The organism is Marinisporobacter balticus (assembly GCF_004345705.1).
GTDB lineage: Bacteria > Bacillota > Clostridia > Peptostreptococcales > Thermotaleaceae > Marinisporobacter > Marinisporobacter balticus.
This window is the reverse complement of sequence record NZ_SLWV01000013.1, coordinates 33,754-51,847: the sequence shown is the minus strand read 5'-3', so window position 1 is coordinate 51,847 and position 18,094 is coordinate 33,754. Positions and strand designations below refer to the sequence as shown.

At 32.8% G+C, this 18,094-nt stretch carries 16 protein-coding genes; 8 read left to right on the top strand and 8 right to left on the bottom strand.

The window, feature by feature from the left end:
- Positions 1-128: 128 nt before the first annotated feature.
- The 7 genes from EV214_RS10525 to corA all read left to right on the top strand — a co-directional run bounded on the left by EV214_RS10525 (position 129) and on the right by corA (position 10,783).
- Complete coding sequence (locus EV214_RS10525; protein ID WP_132245524.1) at positions 129-1,319, top strand: HpcH/HpaI aldolase/citrate lyase family protein; 1,191 nt, start codon at positions 129-131, stop codon at positions 1,317-1,319.
- Positions 1,270-3,774, top strand: coding sequence for a phosphoribosyltransferase (locus EV214_RS19485; protein ID WP_132245522.1), 2,505 nt, complete (start codon positions 1,270-1,272; stop codon positions 3,772-3,774). The genes EV214_RS10525 and EV214_RS19485 overlap by 50 nt, the downstream gene beginning before the upstream one ends.
- Entirely contained in the window at positions 3,771-4,577 is an 807-nt protein-coding gene (locus EV214_RS10515; RefSeq protein ID WP_132245520.1) for an HAD family hydrolase, read from the top strand. The genes EV214_RS19485 and EV214_RS10515 overlap by 4 nt, the downstream gene beginning before the upstream one ends.
- Before the next feature lie 277 nt (positions 4,578-4,854).
- Positions 4,855-6,867 carry a methyl-accepting chemotaxis protein gene (locus EV214_RS10510; RefSeq protein WP_165916332.1) on the top strand — a complete coding sequence of 671 codons (2,013 nt, stop codon included), beginning with the start codon at positions 4,855-4,857 and terminating at the stop codon, positions 6,865-6,867.
- A 171-nt stretch (positions 6,868-7,038) separates the two neighbouring features.
- Complete coding sequence (gene asnB / locus EV214_RS10505) at positions 7,039-8,883, top strand: asparagine synthase (glutamine-hydrolyzing) (RefSeq protein ID WP_132245516.1); 1,845 nt, start codon at positions 7,039-7,041, stop codon at positions 8,881-8,883.
- A 333-nt stretch (positions 8,884-9,216) separates the two neighbouring features.
- Positions 9,217-9,504 (top strand): hypothetical protein, encoded by a 288-nt coding sequence (locus EV214_RS10500; protein WP_132245514.1) that lies wholly within the window; start codon positions 9,217-9,219, stop codon positions 9,502-9,504.
- Positions 9,505-9,829: 325 nt separating this feature from the next.
- Positions 9,830-10,783 carry a magnesium/cobalt transporter CorA gene (gene corA, locus EV214_RS10495; protein WP_132245512.1) on the top strand — a complete coding sequence of 318 codons (954 nt, stop codon included), beginning with the start codon at positions 9,830-9,832 and terminating at the stop codon, positions 10,781-10,783.
- A 9-nt stretch (positions 10,784-10,792) separates the two neighbouring features.
- On the opposite strand, the gene folK is transcribed toward corA, so the two are convergent.
- The 8 genes from folK to EV214_RS10455 all read right to left on the bottom strand — a co-directional run bounded on the left by folK (position 10,793) and on the right by EV214_RS10455 (position 16,604).
- The gene (gene folK, locus EV214_RS10490; protein ID WP_132245510.1) at positions 10,793-11,284 is read right to left on the bottom strand and encodes a 2-amino-4-hydroxy-6-hydroxymethyldihydropteridine diphosphokinase; all 492 of its coding nucleotides are present in this window, start codon (positions 11,282-11,284) and stop codon (positions 10,793-10,795) included.
- Entirely contained in the window at positions 11,277-11,642 is a 366-nt protein-coding gene (gene folB / locus EV214_RS10485) for a dihydroneopterin aldolase (RefSeq protein WP_132245508.1), read from the bottom strand. The genes folK and folB overlap by 8 nt, the downstream gene beginning before the upstream one ends.
- Complete coding sequence (gene folP / locus EV214_RS10480; protein ID WP_132245506.1) at positions 11,630-12,493, bottom strand: dihydropteroate synthase; 864 nt, start codon at positions 12,491-12,493, stop codon at positions 11,630-11,632. Before folP ends, folB begins: the two co-directional genes overlap by 13 nt.
- Positions 12,494-12,513: 20 nt before the next feature.
- Positions 12,514-13,074 (bottom strand): GTP cyclohydrolase I FolE, encoded by a 561-nt coding sequence (folE, locus tag EV214_RS10475; RefSeq protein WP_207669673.1) that lies wholly within the window; start codon positions 13,072-13,074, stop codon positions 12,514-12,516.
- A gap of 143 nt (positions 13,075-13,217) precedes the next feature.
- The gene (locus EV214_RS10470) at positions 13,218-14,033 is read right to left on the bottom strand and encodes an aminotransferase class IV (RefSeq protein ID WP_132245502.1); all 816 of its coding nucleotides are present in this window, start codon (positions 14,031-14,033) and stop codon (positions 13,218-13,220) included.
- Between the two features lie 22 nt (positions 14,034-14,055).
- Complete coding sequence (gene pabB / locus EV214_RS10465) at positions 14,056-15,426, bottom strand: aminodeoxychorismate synthase component I (RefSeq protein WP_132245500.1); 1,371 nt, start codon at positions 15,424-15,426, stop codon at positions 14,056-14,058.
- Positions 15,416-16,015, bottom strand: a complete 600-nt coding sequence (locus EV214_RS10460) for an anthranilate synthase component II (RefSeq protein ID WP_132245498.1) — start codon at positions 16,013-16,015, stop codon at positions 15,416-15,418. The genes pabB and EV214_RS10460 overlap by 11 nt, the downstream gene beginning before the upstream one ends.
- Positions 16,016-16,124: 109 nt before the next feature.
- Entirely contained in the window at positions 16,125-16,604 is a 480-nt protein-coding gene (locus tag EV214_RS10455; RefSeq protein ID WP_132245496.1) for an HD domain-containing protein, read from the bottom strand.
- A 291-nt stretch (positions 16,605-16,895) separates the two neighbouring features.
- Here EV214_RS10455 and EV214_RS10450 point away from each other — a divergent pair, with 291 nt between their 5' ends.
- Positions 16,896-18,062: a THUMP domain-containing class I SAM-dependent RNA methyltransferase gene (locus EV214_RS10450; protein ID WP_132245494.1), complete on the top strand. Its 1,167-nt coding sequence runs from the start codon at positions 16,896-16,898 to the stop codon at positions 18,060-18,062.
- Positions 18,063-18,094 lie beyond the last annotated feature (32 nt).

The window sequence follows — 18,094 nt, the reverse complement described above, 5'->3', positions numbered from 1 at the left end:
GGTTTCTATTTGTTTATAGAGAAATTTTTAGTGGAATATAATGTATATATGCTGCGTATGTATGTTAATGCTAGGTTTTTTATGGTAGAATTTTTATTATAAGCTTGAAATATAAAAGGAGATACGCTATGCGATATTTTAATTATTTGACCCCTGAAGAAAAGCAATCTATTTTTTATTTACAACCCGAAGATTTTTATAGAGATAGTCCAAAAGAGCTTTTATCTTATGCAATGGGTGCAACGCTGTATATGCCTGCCACAAGAGAAAATATTGCACAAGATTTGATTAAAAACAAGCATGTAGAGATGCGATCTATGGTGATTTGTTTAGAAGATGCGATAGGGGATCAGGATGTAAAGGAAGCTGAAAATCGTGTATGTAAGCACTTTAAAGAATTATCTTTAGCGATCAAAAATGGAGAGACAAAAAAAGAGGATTTGCCATTGATTTTTCTGAGGGTAAGAAATAAAGAACAGATGATGCACATTGCGGACAAAATAGGAGAAAACATTTTTTTATTAACAGGATTCACATTTCCAAAGTTTTCATGGCGCAATGGAGAAGCTTTTTTCGAAAGTCTAAAAAAAATCAATAAAATATCAGGAAAACATTTATATGGCATGCCGATTCTAGAAACGGCGGATATTATTTATCACGAAACAAGAATAAAATCTCTAAATAGCATAAGGAATATATTAGATATCAATTATGAAAATGTTTTGAATGTAAGGGTAGGGGCAACCGATTTTTCAAGTTTATTTGGTTTGCGTAGAGACTATGACATGACGATTTATGATATTGCTGTGATTAGAGATTGTATTGCAGATATACTCAACTATTTTACGAGAATTGATAAGAATTATGTGGTATCTGCCCCTGTATGGGAATATTTTTCGAGTGGGGATCGGGTTTTAAAGCCTCAGTTAAGAAGAAGTCCCTTTGAAGAGACTTATGGGCAGCGGGGTATTAAAATTCGAAATGAATTATTAGATGCTTATGTAGATGGTTTGATCCGGGAAATTTTATTGGACAAATCAAATGGTTTTGTTGGAAAAACAATTATTCATCCAAGTCATATTATGCCTGTGCAATCTTTATATGTAGTCAGTCATGAAGAATATATAGATGCTTTAAGCATTATAGAAAATAATGATGGACGTGTTGGTGTTATTAAAAGTCAGTATGCAAATAAAATGAATGAAATCAAACCACATTTAAATTGGGCAAGAAAAATTATGAAAAAATCAAAAATATATGGGGTGTATCATGAAGGAAAAAACTTTACAAACTTGCTTGCAGAGAAAGCATACTTATAATATAAAAAATGATTTATCGGTAACCATCAATATCACAAAAAATCCTTATCAAATACCTATGGAAAAACTGTTTTTAATGGCAGCAAGGAAAAATAAAAAAAGAGGGTTTTTGTTTGTCAGCAAACTCCTTGGAAAACACATTCCAGTTCTTCCGCAGCTGTCATTACTCATCGGATGGGCCATGGCAGAACAATATATGAAAGAAGTCTATAAAAAAGATCTTTTTAAAAGCCAATCATTGAAAAAAGCATTGATGAATGCGGTAGATTGTGTGTCTATCTACGATGATCTAAAAGAGAAACAATTTCATTTACCAGAACCGGTACTATTTATTGGGTTTGCAGAAACAGCTACTGCATTAGGGCATGCTGTATTTGACTGCTTTTCTAAAGATGCTACCTATATTCATACAACGCGAGAAAATATTTTGGGTCTAAATTCTTTGATCTACTTTGAAGAAGAACATTCCCATGCTACCAGTCATCATTTCTATCCATTAAACAACGAACTATTGGCATCAAAAGCACCTGTAGTGCTTATAGATGATGAGATTACAACAGGGAAAACAGCTATCAATATTATTGAAGCCATTCAGAAAACTTATCCAAGGAAGGAATATGCAGTCCTATCTATCCTAGATTGGCGAAATAGTCAAGATAGAAAAAGATATGATGCATTAGAGGAAAAGTTAGGGATAAAAGTGCATACGATCTCACTCGTTTCGGGAGAAATTGAGGTAGAAGGAAAGCCTATCGTAGATGAGGAGAATACTTCAGTTCAAAAAACGATAGATAAACCAATAGACTCAGAAATAAATATGTATAAATGCCAAGAAAATGGATCTTTTTTTAAAACTTTACTGTTTTCATCAAAGGATGCACAAGGAAAGATAAATACTTGTCCTTATTTAAAAGAAACAGGCAGGTTTGGAATTACGAGTAAAGATCGGGAATCAACAGATCTTACATGTAAGAAAATAGGAAAAATTTTAGAAAAAAAGCGAAAAGGACAGAAAACACTATGCGTTGGAACAGGGGAATTTATGTATATTCCTATGAAGATTGCATCTTACATGGGAGAAGGGATAAGATACCAATCTACAACGAGAAGTCCAATTTATGCTTATGATTCCCCAGATTATGGGGCGAAAAACACATTTGCTTTTGAAAGTATTGATGACCCTTCTGTGATGAACTATCTTTATAACATTCCGTATGAACATTATGATGCGCTTTTCCTATTTTTAGAAAGAGCAGTTACAAAAGAAAGATTAGATCCTTTATTAAAAGTACTCAAAACATTAGGTATTGCGTATATAACTATTGTCATATGTATAGAGGAGAATTATACCGAAAAACCTAGTGAAATGGGAAGCTACAATAAAGAGGAAGTAACATTTCTATTAAAAGATATTAGCAATATCATGCAAGAGAGAGAAACAAAAGAGCGTGAAGAAGCCATACAGAGTGGTGTACACTATTCAGAGATGCTTCCCATTGAGTATAAGCCTTCATCTGAATATATAGATTTATTTCAAGAATCCTTAAAAGAATCCGCAAAAAAGTTAGCAACAGCTGTAGGCATTGTTGCTGAAAAAATCATAAAAAATAGAGGCAAAAATACCATCATTGTTTCTTTAGCCCGTGCAGGGACCCCTATAGGGATACTTATAAAGCGTTATATTGCATATAAATATGATCTTCAGTTTCCACACTATAGCATTTCAATCATAAGAGGAAAAGGAATGGATGAAAACGCCATAAAATATATCTTAAAAAACCATCCAGATAAAGCCATTCAATTTGTAGATGGATGGACAGGAAAAGGTGCCATTACCAAAGTCTTAGAGAAGGCATGTAGTGCATTTGAAGAAAAATATGGAATCCATTTAAATGACGATTTAGCTGTACTTGCAGATCCGGGATATTGTGTCAGCACATTTGGTACAAGAGAGGATTTTCTCATTGCTAGTGCATGTTTAAATTCTACGGTATCAGGACTTGTGAGCAGAACCGTTCATCGAAAAGATTTGATTGGACCAAATGATTTTCATGGTGCAAAATATTATAAAGAATTGGGAGATGCAGATGTATCGAATCTCTTTATTGACACGATTACGAAAGAATTTTCAGTAGTGGAAGAAGCTATTTCTGAAGCATTACAAAAAGGAGAACGATCTACTGCTCCAACTTGGGTGGGACTAAAAGATATTGAGAAAATGCAAGAGAAATTCAAGATCAATAATATTAATTTGATTAAACCAGGGATTGGTGAAACCACAAGAGTATTACTAAGAAGAGTACCCTGGAAAATACTCATCAAAGAAAATAAAAATCCAAATTTGAAGCATATTTTACTGTTAGCAAAAGAAAAAAATGTGCCTGTTGAAATTTATCCCGATATGACATATCAATGTTGTGGACTGATTAAACCTTTAAAGGAGAAAAAAATATGATCTTTGCAAGTGATTTAGACAGAACACTAATTTACTCAAAAAAGTTTATTTCGGATCATAAAGATATAAGGTTGATTGAAAAAAAAGAGGATGAGTCCATATCTTTTATGACCGAGATCGCAATAAAAAAGTTGAAAAAATTATCGGATGAACTATTATTTATACCCGTTACCACCCGTACAATTGAACAATATAGAAGAATTTCTATTTTAGAGAAAATAGCACATAAATATGCAATCGTCAGTAATGGAGGGAATATCATCATTGATGGTGAAGTAGATAGATACTGGAGTCAATTCATCCGGAATAAAATAAAAAGAATGTGTTTGCCTTTTAAAGATTTGTTATTAAAATTTAAAGAGATTGAATCAATAGAGTGGGTAAAAAGAAAAAGAACAGCTGATAATTTATTTACGTATTGCATCGTTGAAAGAGATAATATTCCTATGGAAAAACTAAATTCATTTATGGAGTGGCTAGAGCATCGTAATTGGAAGGGTTCTTTGCAAGGAAGAAAACTATATTTTGTACCCAAATGTGTATGTAAATGGGAAGCTACAAAGTATATAAAAGAATGTGAAAATATAGATTTTGTAGCTTCAGCAGGAGACTCTTTATTAGATTTGCCTATGCTAAAAATGGCAGACTATGCAATTTCTCCTCCGCATGGCGAAATTTATAAAGACCATAGAGAAAGTAAAGCAGCACAAAACATAATTTTTACAGAAAAGGAAGGGATTTTTGCTGCGGAGGAAATATTAGAAAAAATAAATATTTGCAAAGAAAGTGTACTTAATGTATAAAAATGGCATAAGCCATTTTTTATTAATATTTTCAAGAAATTTGAGGGATAAAAAGAACAAAAATCTTTTTTGGAATTTTGAGAAAATACACGTAAAAGCTTGATTTTGATTTTAAATAAGGAAATTTCAGTAAATAAACCTTGATATGCATATCGTACTAGAAAGATGATTCATATATACTATAAAATAGACACTATTATGGGTAAATTTATAAAAAATGACAAAATACATTAACGCATATAATGAATAAATCATTAAGAAAGGAATGAATAGGAATATGCAGAAAAGTAAAAAACAGAAAATAGGCATACGCTTTAAATTAATCATCATATTTGTTTTACTCATCACGTTACCATTAATTGCGCTAGGTACAAGTGATTATTTAAAATCAGTGAAGGTAACACAAACAGAATTGGAGGAATCATCGCTACAATTTATTGAACAATTAAATATATCTATTACCAATTATTTAGAGGGAGTTGAAAAATCTGTAGCGTTTATAGCCAATGAATCAGCGATGCAAGAAATTGATTCGAATCCAGATGCTTTAAAGAATGCAATGAAAAAATTTGAAGACTTTAAAAATTCAAACAAAGATGTAATGTCCATATATTTAGGGACAAAAGATAAAAATATGTATGCTTATCCTAGTACTGAATATAGAGCAGGCTATGATCCTACCCAAAGGCCTTGGTATACAGAAGCTATAAAACAACAAAAACTAATATGGACCCAGCCATATCAAGATGATGTTTCAAATAAAAGGATTGTTTCAGTAGCAAAGCCTGTATATGATAAAAATAAAGAATTAATCGGGGTAGTATCAGCGGATATAACATTAGAAACTTTAGAAAATATGATCAATAAAACAAAAATAGGTCAAAGTGGATATCCATTTGTGTTAGACAATACAGGGACTGTAATCTTCCATAAAAATAAAGAACTTGTAGGAAAAACATTACCGGTTGAAGCCATTACGATAGCAATAAAAACAGAGAAAGAAGAGATTGTTCATTACAGTTGGGAAGAGGAAGATGGAAAAACTTATGAAAAGTTTGTTGTATACAGTACATTAGATAAATTAGACTGGAAAGTAATGGCCAATATGTATGTGGATGAAATTCAAGAAAAAACAGCAGTAATATTAGAAAATATTTTGATTGTAGGGGGTATTGCACTGCTCATTGCGATATCGATTGCTTATTTATTTGCTACATCATTAACCAATCCGATTAAAACCCTTGTGAAGGATATGGAAAAGGTAAGTGCTGGAGATCTTACAATAAAACGTAAGATTAAAAGAACAGATGAAATCGGCCAACTTGGTGAAAACTTCAATAGAATGGTAGCAGAGTTACATAAAATTACAAAGGAAACACAAGGTGTATCTGTAGCAATTACTTCATCTGCACAAAATTTAGCGGCTACTTCTGAATTAACGAGTGCTTCTGCGCAAGAGGTAGCAGCAACCATTGAAGTTATTGCAAGAGGTGCTTCAGACCAAGCTATTGAAGCAGAAAAAAGTGCAAATCTTACAATACAATTAGCAGACAACTTCAATAAATTAACAATGAATTTTGATCATATAAGAACATCAGCGCAAGATGTAATAGAAACAAGTGAAACAAGTAAAGTTGTTGTAAATGAGTTAAAAGAAAAGACAAAATTAAATAATGAAGGAACACAAAAAGTTGAAAAAGCAATTATTGATTTAGATAATCGCATAAAAGATATAGGAAATATATTAGCAACGATTGACACCATTGCGGGACAGACAAACCTTTTAGCACTGAATGCATCTATTGAAGCAGCAAGAGCAGGAGATGCAGGCAAAGGATTCACAGTAGTAGCAGAGCAGATAAGAAAACTTTCTGAAGAATCCAGAGTTTCTTCCGATGAAATAAAAGAAATCATTACAAATGTTCAAAAGGAAAGTAATCATACGGTAGGTATCATGAAAGAATTAAAAGAAAGATCTTTAGCTGAAAATGAATCTGTTGTAGAAGTAAATGATTCTTTTGAAAAGATATCACAATCCATAAATAGTGTTACAGGAAAGATTGAGGAAATGAGTTGTTTTACAAATCAATTGAATCAAGATAAAGATGAAATCGTAAAGTCAATACAAAGCATATCCGCTGTATCAGAAGAAACAGCAGCTTCATCAGAAGAGGTGAATGCTGCTATGCAACAGCAAGCCATGGCAGAGGAACAAATTGCAACAGCAGCAGATAAATTGAATGTACTTGCTACGAAACTAGATGGTGAAATGAGTCGGTTTAAAATATAGGGGAATAATGGATACTGTATTTAAGGCTATTATAGACAACTAGACGATCAATTCTCTTGGCTCTTGAAAAAAATTTATCAAAGTGATATAGGTGTAACACATTTATAAGTAATTGAATATATATATTAACAATTATTTATGAATATTGGAAAATTTTAAGGAGTGAGAGCCATGTGTGGAATTGCTGGATGGGCAGAGCACCAAAGAGATATTACAAGTAATGTTAGTATAATCAAAAGAATGACAGATATGCTTAGTAATAGAGGACCCAATGATTCGGATCTTTATGTATCTGAAAATGTATTGCTAGGGCATCGACGTCTAGTGATTGTAGATCCGCAAGGAGGAAAACAACCAATGACTAGACAGTTAGGAGATAATAAATATACAATCGTGTATAATGGTGAATTGTATAATACAGAAGAAGTAAGAGAAAAATTGAAGGAAAAAGGCCATTATTTTAAATCATACTCGGATACAGAAGTGCTTTTGGTTTCCTATATTGAATGGGGCATAGATTGTTTAAAACATATTAACGGTATTTATGCTTTTGGGATATGGGATGAAAAAAATAAGAATTTATTTTTAGCGAGAGATCCATTAGGTGTCAAGCCTTTATTTTATGTACAAAAGAATAATAGGTTACTTTTTGCATCGGAGATAAAAGCTTTACTAGAACATCCTATGGTAGAACCTGTTATAGATAAAGAAGGGTTACTTGAAGTTTTTGGACTCGGACCTTCAAGATCCTTGGGAAGTGGCGTTTTTAAAGATATTAAAGAAATTCCACCTGCGCACTACTTAATATATAATAAGACAACCATGCAGTTAAAAGAATATTGGAAGTTAGAAGCAAAACCGCATATGGAAGATTTCGCTACAACCATAGAGCATACGAGAAATTTGTTAATAGATGCTATTGAAAGACAGTTGGTATCTGATGTTCCTGTATGCACTTTTTTATCTGGAGGATTAGATTCTAGTGCAATATCAAGTATTGCAGCAAATGCTTTTGAAAGAGATGGAAAAGGGACATTGAATACTTTCTCCGTGAGATATAAAGACAATGAAAAATATTTTAAAGCCAATGAATACCAACCAAATTCAGATGATATATGGGCTGAAAAAGTGGCTGGATTTATTAAAAGTAATCATGAAAATATCATAATAGACAACTCTCAGCTAGTATTAGCACTAGAAAATGCTGTTAAAGCGAACGATTTACCTGGTATGGCAGACATAGATTCTTCTTTATATCTTTTTTGTAAAGAAGTTAGAGAAAAAGCGACTGTAGCTCTCTCAGGAGAGTGTGCTGACGAAATATTTGGAGGATATCCGTGGTTTAGAAGACAGGAAGATATAAAAGCAGACACTTTCCCATGGTTGAAATATATAGAAGCACGTAGAAGTATTTTGGGTAAAGAATTTAAAGATTTGCCTTTAGAGGAATATGTAGGTCAAAAATATAAAGATACTATAAAACATGTGCCTAAGCTAAAGGGAGAATCACCACAAGAGGCTAGAATGAGAGAATTATTCTATCTTAATATTAAGTGGTTTATGATCACGTTACTAAATAGAAAAGACCGTATGAGTATGGCGAATAGTTTAGAAGTTAGAGTACCTTTTGCAGATTATCGCCTTGTAGAATATGCATTTAATATTCCAAATAGCATGAAGTTCTGCGATACAAGAGAAAAAGGACTTTTAAGAAGAGCATTAAAAGGTATTTTACCAAAGGATGTTTTAGAAAGAAGAAAAAGCCCATATCCTAAAACACATCATCATATGTATACTGAAGGGGTGCAAAAATGGATGAGAGAAATTCTTCAAGACAAAAATTCACCGATATTGCAAATTATTGATCATGATAAAGTATTTGAAATTGTAGAAACGGGTGGAAAATCATTTGATAAACCGTGGTTTGGACAGTTGATGACAGGCCCACAATTAATTGCATATTTGATTCAGATAGATGTGTGGATGAGAAAATATCAAGTAAAAATTATAGGATAGTTGAAGAAACGTATATGTGTAGATTTTGTATATATATGCTACGATCGTTATGTGAAATTATGGTTTTGAAATTATAAAAAGGGCTGTCAGGAAATCACTAAATTGATTAAACTGGCAGTTTTTCTTATTTTACGACAGCCCCTTTATTTTGGAGGCACATCCTTATAAGAAGTACTTTTGTTTTTAGGAAGAAGAGACAAATATAGGATAGATTTACTAAAATATAGAATATTTTAGCTTTAAAAGCAAATAACTTTATCGTATGATAGATATAACACCATAAACAGTTTACATGTGAAGGGGTTTATTTACCGATTAGAAAGGATGGGAAATATGATTGATAAAGCTGCATTAAAGAAAATTCACAATGTTATTCAGTGGATGGTTGCTATTGTTATGATAGGTATAGGGATACATTATTTTTTTATTAGTAAAACTACCTTTAAAGAAATACAGTGGCTTATCATGTGGAGTGGGGTTGGGATCATGAATGTAGGGCGTCTTATTGATGCCAGATATTTTGAAGATAATTTTAACTGGAAAAAGCATTGGAAAAATGCTGTGTATGTGTTTGTATCTGTAGTGATTGTTGTTGGTGAAATAAAAAAAATATGGTTGTAGATTATTGACAAAAAAGAGCCTTTTAAAATCACATTATTACCCCCTGATCTTCTAAAAAATTTTACAATGGGTTGGGTGGTCTTTGGAGGGAGTGTATTCTCTATCTCTGGTGTACGTTCGTCCCAAAATGCCACAAAGCTGTCTGGATATTCTTGAGACATTATAATATTTTGATCGCTTAATTTTAAGATTGTATATTTTTTAAAGATTTAGAAAATCATATATAAAAATATCCCATTTTAAATGAAGAATTTTCAGAATAGAAATTGCGCGAATTAGTTTAATGGAATAGAGCACAATGGAGTTACTATGGAGGGAATATAAATTGGTACATATAATGGCAATTACCGAAAAATTAGAATTGATACAGGATATAGATATTAATCAGATGAATAACGAAGAAATAAAATGGTATTGGGTGGATTTTGATAGGCCTAGTGAAGAAGAAGTAAAACTTTTAGAAAGTTATTTTAAATTTCATGCATTAGCAATAGAAGACTGTATGTATTTTTTACAAAGGCCAAAACTTGATTACTATGAAGGCTATAATTTTTTTGTGTTTCATTCTTTAAATGAAGAAACTTTAGAAACGGAAGAAGTAGATGTGTTTGTTGGTAAAAATTATATGGTATCATTTCATAAAACATACATTGATGAAATAGAAAAAGTGAGACAAAAAATAATAGAGAATAATACAATTGGCACTAAAAATCATATATATATCCTGCATCTCATATTAGATAATATCGTTGACAAATATTTTCCAGCTGTATATAAAATTGAAGATAAAATCAATAATCTTGGTATTCATGTTAAAAAACATTCAATACGCGTATTAGTAAATCATTTATTTGAAATCAGAAATAATTTATTAAAATTAAGAAAAACGATTAATTCTATGCGTGATTTGTTGTATCGGATAACCAATTCTGATCATTTCAAAAATTATAAAGAAATGAAAATCTACTTCTCAGATATTTATGATCATTTACTGAAGCTTTCAGAAATGATTGAATCGAACCGTGATGTGACTTCGGATATCCATGCGAGCTATTTGTCAATAAATGCTGACCGTATGAATACCATTATGATGACTTTTACTTTAGTCACATCTATTTTTGTGCCATTGACATTTATCACAGGAGTATATGGCATGAACTTTGAGTACATGCCAGAACTCAAATGGCATTATGGCTATTTTACAATATTAGGGGTCATGCTACTTGTAAGTTTATTATTATTAATTTGGTTTAAGATAAAAGGGTGGTTTGATGCTTAATTATGATAGCTACTTGTTTGTAGTGCTAGAAAAAGTTCTAACTTCTTTTTCTTTTAGATTTTCTACAATCGTTTTAATTTCTTTGTTATGAATGATCAGTTCCTTTGCGATCTCATAAAGGGGGATCATGACAAAGGCGCGTTCACACATTCTAGGATGGGGGATAATTAACTGCTCATCTGTGGATAAAAAATCTTCATAGAGGAGGATATCCACATCGATTGTTCTTGGACCCCACCTGATGATTCTTTCACGTTTTAATTCATTTTCAATGTGATGACAATAATCAAGTAAATCATAAGGTACTAAGGAGGTATCTATTTCAACCACAATGTTTAGAAACCAGTCTTGGTCTGTATAGCCTACAGGGGCTGTTTCATAGAAGGATGAAATAGCACACACGCTTATAAGGGGATTGTCTTTTAGTAGTGCAATGGTTTTTTCAATATTTTCTTTTTTATTTCCAATATTGCTACCGATTCCCAAATAAGCCTTACGCATTTTGTTTTCTCCTTATCTCCACCCCAAAATAGTCAAATATACCTGCTACAGGTGCTTCGGGTTTTCTGATGGTTACATTTATTTCTTTTACCAATTGAAATTGATTCAAAATTTCTTTTGCAATGTCTTCGACTAATGCTTCTATGAGGTCAAATCGTTTATTTTCTACAATATCTTTTACAAGCGCATAAGCTTCTCCGTAATGAACCGTGTCTTTCACATGATCACTATTTCCTGCTTTTTCTAAATCTACGTAGAGATCAATATCTATAAAAAACTTTTGTCCAAGTACATTTTCTTCCCGCATGGCACCATGATAGCCATAAAAGCTTAGATTTTTCATGATTATTTTATCCATAGCGTAGTTCCTCTCAATACGGCATCGGCAACCTTTGTGGCCCTTAGATTTTCTGTTACATCATGGACTCTTAAAATATCCATACCATGCATGATTCCCATAACAGAAGTAGCAATGGTGCCTTCTACTCTTTCTTTTGGAGGAAGATCAAGTATCTTTCCAATCATAGATTTTCTAGATGTACCTAACAATAGGGGATAGCCTAGACTGTTTAGTTCATCTAATCTTGATAGGACATGAATATTTTGGGTTGGTGTTTTTCCAAAACCAATGCCTGGATCTAAAATGATCTTTTCTTTTTTTATTCCTGCATCTAATGCAATATCAATAGATATTTTTAAGAAATCAATGATGTCTTCCATAATATCTTTTTTATATTCAGTTCCATCTTGATTGTGCATAATGATGATTGGGACATCGTGTTTTGCAACAATCTTTGCCATGTCTGGATCTTTTTGAAGCCCCCAAATATCGTTAATCATATGGGCACCTGATTCTAGTACTGCTTGGGCGACTAGCGCTTTAGAGGTATCTACAGATATGGGCACATGGACTTCTTTTATAAGTCTCTCTACTATAGGTAAAACCCTCTCGATTTCTTCATGTGGGGATACTTCCATATGACCTGGTCTTGTAGATTCTCCACCTATGTCTATAATGTCTGCACCTTGCGCGACCATTTCCTTTGCATGATGGATTGCTTTTTCTAAGCCTATAAAGTCTCCACCATCTGAAAAAGAATCGGGTGTAACGTTTAAAATACCCATGATATAGGTTTTGCTTCCGAGGTTTAATGTATACTCTTTACAGGATACATTTACTTTTCGTGAAAAATTGTATTTACAATTCATTTTATTTCCCCCTAAAAGAGCTAAAATTTAATGAGTGCCATAGCTTCTGCTCTTGCTTTTGCGTCTTTTTGGAATAATCCTCTTACAGCAGAAGTAATCGTTTTAGAACCAGATTTTTTTACGCCTCTCATAGTCATACACATATGTTCTGCTTCAACGACTACGATCACACCATAAGGAGCTAATTGTTCTACTAATGCTTCTGCAACGCATGCAGTCAATCTTTCTTGAAGTTGTGGTCTTCTTGCAACGGTTTCTACAACTCTTGCAAGTTTGCTTAATCCTGTAAGTTTCCCATTTCTAGGGAGATATCCAACATGTGCTTTTCCAAAAAAGGGAACGAGATGGTGTTCGCACATGGAATAAAAAGGAATATCTTTTACTAAAACGAGTTCTTCGTGCTTTTCTTCTTCAAAAAATATTTCTAAGTGTTTTTTCGGGTCTTCATGAAGTCCTGAAAAAATTTCTTCATACATTTTGGCAATTCTTTTTGGCGTGTTCTTCAAACCTTCTCGATCTGGGTCTTCACCAATTGCTTCTAATATTTCTCTTACAGCCTTTTCTATTCTTGGTTTGTCCATTTTGATTCCTCTTTTCTTTTTGTTTTTATAGGTTTTACTTGTATTTATTCTTGTAGTGTGTATTTTATGGATAGAAATACCTTGTGTTCTCAAATAGATTATGAGAAAAGTACATTTATGACAGCGTGATTTAAAGCAGGTCATTATTTTTCATAGTATAAATGATAAAAATCTTGTTGTAATCGTTTCGTCATATGATTTTTATTTAAAGGAAATACTGTATGCGCTAATTGGTAAACAGGCATAATCTCCATTAAAGAATTTGTTAGAAAAATTTCGTCTGCCCCCAATAGATCTTCTTTATTAAATTCCCCAATTTTCAATGTTAAATTACACGCATGAATCAAATCAATGATCTTTTTTCTCATAATTCCTTCTAAAATACCACATGAAATAGAAGGGGTATGGATGATTTTATCTTTTACAAAAAATATGTTTGTATAGGTACCTTCGCTAATTTTTTCATGTACATTTAAAAAGATGGCTTCATCATAGCCATTTTTTAGGGCGTATGCTTTTGTTAATATATTTTCTAGATAATTGTTAGATTTAATATACGTCAGCTTTGCATAGGGGTTTTTTTTTGTGGTTGCAAAGCATAATTTAAATCCTTTTGTATATTTTTCTTCATTATAAGCATTTTTTCTAGTCGTTATCAATAAATCGTATCCATCATTATCTTTTGCATAAAGTATTTTTAGGGCACCAAAAACAATATTATTCTGATGAATGAGTGCATAGGCATACTTTTGTATAAGCTTTAAATCATAGGCTAGACCAATGTTTAATTCCTTGCAACCTTTTTTTAATCGTGCGAGATGTTCTTCAATAAAGAATATTTTTCCATCTACGATTTTTAGGGTTTCAAATAGCCCATAGCCGTATTGAAAACCTTCATTATTTGGAGAAGCAAAGGCATCTGATCCTTTTATTAGATTGCCATTGAACGAGATATACATAGCATCACTCCAATTTTAAAAGCTAACTTTCTAAAGCTTTGATAAGTGCTTTTGCCTTATGCAATGTTTCTTCGTATTCAAGGTTTGCATCTGAATCCCAAACGATGCCACCTCCCACTTGGAAGTATGCTTTTTTGTCTTTACAAAGGATGGTTCTGATGACAATGTTTAAATCAACGCTACCATTAAAGCCTATATAGCCGATAGAACCTGTATAAACATTTCTTTGGGTAGGTTCTAATGCATCAATAATTTCCATGGCTCTTATTTTGGGAGCACCCGTAATAGATCCTCCTGGGAAAGCGGATTTAATACAATCTATTATATGGAGATCATCTTTCATTTTGCCTATAACAGTAGCGACTAAATGGTATACCGTCGGATAGGCTTCTAAGTGGAATAATTCCGTTACCTTTACGCTACCTGTTTTTGAAATTTTTCCAAGATCATTTCTTTCTAAGTCTACAATCATCAAAAGTTCTGCTTTATCTTTTTCGCTTGATAATAGTTCTTCTCTGTTTTTCATATCTTCTTCATGTGTATTGCCTCTAGGACGTGTTCCTTTAATGGGCCTTGTTTCAATGATATTTTCTTTTATTTGAATAAATCTTTCTGGAGAACTGCTTACGATTTGGCCTTCTCCAAAATCTATAAAGCTTGCAAAGGGTGCAGGGTTTATTTCTCTAAGCTTTGCGTAAAGTTCAAAAGGGGATTCTTCAAGGGTACATTCAAATCTTTGGGTCATATTTGCTTGATAGATGTCTCCAGCTTTGATATAGTCCTTGATTTTGTTGATTGCTTTCATATAATCTTCTTTTTCAAAATTAGATTTAAGTGTAACGGGATTATTTTTTTTCTGTATAGATAGGGTAACTCCTGTTTTTTCGGTTTCTTTTATAATATTTTCGATGTTTGCAATGATAGTTTTTTCTCTATCTTTTATGCCTAAAGCAGCAATGGATACAGTGTTTTTTACGTGATCAATAATAATAACACCATCATAGAGTCCAAAATAACAGTCGGGAATATTTATATCATCTATTGCAGTTCGAGGTAATTTCTCTATATGGTGGCATAAATCATAGCCCAAATAGCCAACAGCACCGCCGATAAAGGGAAGATCGGTTTTGTAATCCATTGCATAGGTTGAAAATATTTCTCTTAGCTTTTTAAATGGATCACCATAAAAAGTAGAAGTTATCCCATTTTCACAAATATCTATCCGATTGTTTTTGCTTTTGAATATCAAAAAAGGATCAAATCCGATGAAAGAATATTTTCCTAATTTTTCGTGATCCATACCACTATCTAAGAAGAAGCTATAAGGTTCATCTTTAAAAAGTGAATAGATTTGGAAGCTATTTAGGGAAGTATTTATTGCTTTAATCAACATGTTTACACCTACTTGTCCATTTTTTTGCTTTGATCAAAAAGTTTTCTAAAATTTCCATACCCATCTCTGTTAATATAGCCTCAGGATGAAATTGAACCCCTTCTAATAGATAATCTTTATGATTAATTCCCATAATTTCTCCGTCAAAGGTTTCGGCGGTGATTTCTAAACAATCTGGGAGCGTTTTTCTTTCTATGACAAGAGAATGATATCTAGTCACTTTCAAAGGGTTTGGAAGATTTTCGAATACGCCTTTGTTTGAATGGTGAATAGGATGCACCTTTCCATGTACAGGTTCTTTTGCTTTTATAATATGCCCTCCAAATACTTGACCAATAGTCTGGTGCCCGAGACATATGCCAAGGATCGGTATTTTTCCTTTGAAATGACCAACCACATCTTTACAAATGCCCGCTTCGTTTGGTGTACAAGGTCCAGGAGATAGAACAATCATATCGGGGTTTAAATTTTCTATTTTTTCTAGATGGATACAGTCATTTCTATAAACAAGTACGTCTTCCTTTAAACATTCTAGATATTGTACTAAATTATACGTGAATGAATCATAATTATCAATCATTAAAATCAACGGAAACACTCCTTTCCTACGAGTCCATTAGTTGTGGACGGTATTGGCAAAATAAGAAATGGTTAGGTTTGATAGTATATAGGAGCTACTTTATGTAGCAAAGATACATTTAATAATGAAGCTTAGGTTTTTCTCTAGGACTAAATCGTTTACACTGATGGATTGCAAGACATTCATTGCAGGGACGAGAAAGTTTATCGCTTCTGTATAATATCCTATCTAAAGACATATTTTGTGCGCGCTCTTTACGATGATTTCTAATGGCGCAACATATAATATTTTCTTCACTAGGCGTAAATCCACAGCTTTTTAATATTTCTGGTGCAAACTGAGCACTGATAAGGGCATGATCCATACCTGTGAGGTATTCCTGCCATCGACCAATATCATGAAGAAGACCAGCCGCGTAGATCAAATCTTTTTTTATGTTCAAATTTTCTTCTAAAGCTAAGATATAAGCGACTCTGCTTACATCGATGGCATGACGCAGATCATGATGACAAAACACACGCGTCTTTTCAGATTCAAAATTTCTATTCAAATAATCAATATATTTTAGATGGATAAGGATTTTATTTATTCTTTCCATAAAAATTCTCCTATCTTATTCAAGCCAATAGCGCATCTTATGCTATGTTAAATTATAAGAGGCTAGCGTCAATTTTTTGTCTACAATAGCCATACGATTCTATAGGACTTATCTTCTATTATAGCGATTTGCTTTTGTTCTATCAACAAACTTATTTGCAGAAGAAGTAAGGAAATTAGCAGAAGAGATCAGTGAAAGGATAGAATTTTTAGAATGCATAAGAATAAAAAGTTGAGTTTATGCTATAATATAACCAATTGAAAATAGAAAGATCAGTTTAGGAGAGATGATATGGGAAAAATTGAATTAATTGCAACATCCACTTTTGGGTTAGAGGAAATGGTGAAAATTGAAGTAAGAAACCTTGGATATGAACAAATGACAGTTGAAAATGGAAAGGTTACTTTCACCTGTGATACATATGCAATACCGAGAGCAAATCTGTGGCTAAGAACAGCAGACCGGGTACTACTCAAAATGGGAGAATTTAAAGCCACATCTTTTGAGCAATTATTTGAGAGAACAAAAGCTTTACCATGGGAAGAATGGATTCCTGAGAATGGCAAATTCCCTGTTAATGGAAAATCTATAAAATCACAATTATTTAGTGTTTCCGATTGTCAAGCCATCGTAAAAAAAGCGATTGTAGAGAGATTAAAAGAACATTATGATACAGAGTGGTTTGAGGAAGATGGCGAGGAATTCCCTATCGAGGTAGCTTTATTAAAGGATGTTGCGACACTTACGATTGATACAAGTGGACAAGGATTACATAAAAGGGGTTATAGAGAAAAAGCCAATGAAGCACCCTTAAAAGAAACATTAGCAGCAGCAATGGTAATGATTAGCCGTTGGAGAGAAGATCGGGTATTGATTGATCCGATGTGTGGATCTGGAACCATTGCTATAGAAGCAGCTATGCTTGGAAAAAACATTGCCCCAGGATTAGAAAGAAAATTTGTTTCGCAGGGTTGGGAAAGAATACCTGAAAAAGCATGGAAAGATGCAAGAGTAGAAGCACTAAAGGCTATCAGACAAGATGAAGACATAAAAATATTTGCATCGGATATGGATGAAAAAGCTGTTGAGATCGCAAAAGAAAATGCTTGCAACGCAGGGGTTGAGGATTGTATAACCTTTGCTGTAGGGGATATGGCTACGATAAGATCTAACGAAAAATATGGATATATCATATGCAATCCTCCTTATGGAGAAAGATTAGGTGAAAAAAAAGAAGTGCAACAGCTTTATGCGAGAATGGGAAAAGTATTTAAAAAACTGGATACTTGGTCTACATACATTATCACATCGGATGAAGATTTTGAAAAATTATATGGAAAACGTGCAAGCAAAAAAAGGAAGCTATACAATGGAAGGATTAAAGTAGATTACTATCAATTTTTTGGACCTAAGCCACCAAAGGAAATGCTAGGAGAGTATAGGAAAAAGGATATTTAAACTTAAAAAAACAGGTATGGATATAAATCGAT

Bases quoted from the DNA above. Each gene is read 5' to 3' on its own strand.
- EV214_RS10510 (WP_165916332.1), top strand. From the start codon at position 4,855: ATGCAGAAAAGTAAAAAACAGAAAATAGGCATACGCTTTAAATTAATC.
- folB (WP_132245508.1), bottom strand. From the start codon at position 11,642: ATGGATAAAATAATCATGAAAAATCTAAGCTTTTATGGCTATCATGGT.
- asnB (WP_132245516.1), top strand. From the start codon at position 7,039: ATGTGTGGAATTGCTGGATGGGCAGAGCACCAAAGAGATATTACAAGT.
- pabB (WP_132245500.1), bottom strand. From the start codon at position 15,426: ATGTTGATTAAAGCAATAAATACTTCCCTAAATAGCTTCCAAATCTAT.
- EV214_RS10525 (WP_132245524.1), top strand. From the start codon at position 129: ATGCGATATTTTAATTATTTGACCCCTGAAGAAAAGCAATCTATTTTT.
- EV214_RS10500 (WP_132245514.1), top strand. From the start codon at position 9,217: ATGATTGATAAAGCTGCATTAAAGAAAATTCACAATGTTATTCAGTGG.
- folE (WP_207669673.1), bottom strand. From the start codon at position 13,074: ATGGACAAACCAAGAATAGAAAAGGCTGTAAGAGAAATATTAGAAGCA.
- EV214_RS10515 (WP_132245520.1), top strand. From the start codon at position 3,771: ATGATCTTTGCAAGTGATTTAGACAGAACACTAATTTACTCAAAAAAG.
- EV214_RS10455 (WP_132245496.1), bottom strand. From the start codon at position 16,604: ATGGAAAGAATAAATAAAATCCTTATCCATCTAAAATATATTGATTAT.
- folK (WP_132245510.1), bottom strand. From the start codon at position 11,284: ATGCGTAAGGCTTATTTGGGAATCGGTAGCAATATTGGAAATAAAAAA.
- EV214_RS10450 (WP_132245494.1), top strand. From the start codon at position 16,896: ATGGGAAAAATTGAATTAATTGCAACATCCACTTTTGGGTTAGAGGAA.
- folP (WP_132245506.1), bottom strand. From the start codon at position 12,493: ATGAATTGTAAATACAATTTTTCACGAAAAGTAAATGTATCCTGTAAA.
- EV214_RS19485 (WP_132245522.1), top strand. From the start codon at position 1,270: ATGAAGGAAAAAACTTTACAAACTTGCTTGCAGAGAAAGCATACTTAT.
- EV214_RS10470 (WP_132245502.1), bottom strand. From the start codon at position 14,033: ATGTATATCTCGTTCAATGGCAATCTAATAAAAGGATCAGATGCCTTT.